At 50.4% G+C, this 262-nt stretch carries 1 protein-coding gene; it reads right to left on the bottom strand.

What is annotated here, in order from left to right; all coding sequences use genetic code 11:
• Positions 1–262, bottom strand: a 262-nt coding sequence (locus AAEY68_RS21225; protein ID WP_350586845.1) for a two-component regulator propeller domain-containing protein, incomplete at both ends; no start/stop codon positions are given.

Below are 262 nucleotides of genomic sequence, written 5' to 3'. Positions count from 1 at the left end.
GTGGTTGAGTGTCCCATTGTCGGTGCTGATATAAACTAATACCGCCGCGCGCTCCGGCTATGAGTAAGCCGCCATCGGATGTGGGGGTAAGCGCACGTACGCCTGAGTCAGGCAAATCGGTAATTTCTGAGCGGGTAAATAGTTTAAATTCTGGACCGTTAAAGCGGGCAAGCCCTTCCCAAGTACCTACCCATAAATAGCCATCTTGTGTTTGTGCAAGGCTATTAATGCTATTGTGAGGAAGGCCCGAACGGGTATTCCA

The sequence above is a fragment of the Pseudoalteromonas sp. RB2-MNA-CIBAN-0110 genome (genome assembly GCF_040309305.1).
Classification (GTDB): Bacteria; Pseudomonadota; Gammaproteobacteria; order Enterobacterales; family Alteromonadaceae; genus Pseudoalteromonas; species Pseudoalteromonas arctica.
Note: the sequence above shows the minus strand (reverse complement) of the source record. Positions and strands in the feature narration are given on the sequence as shown.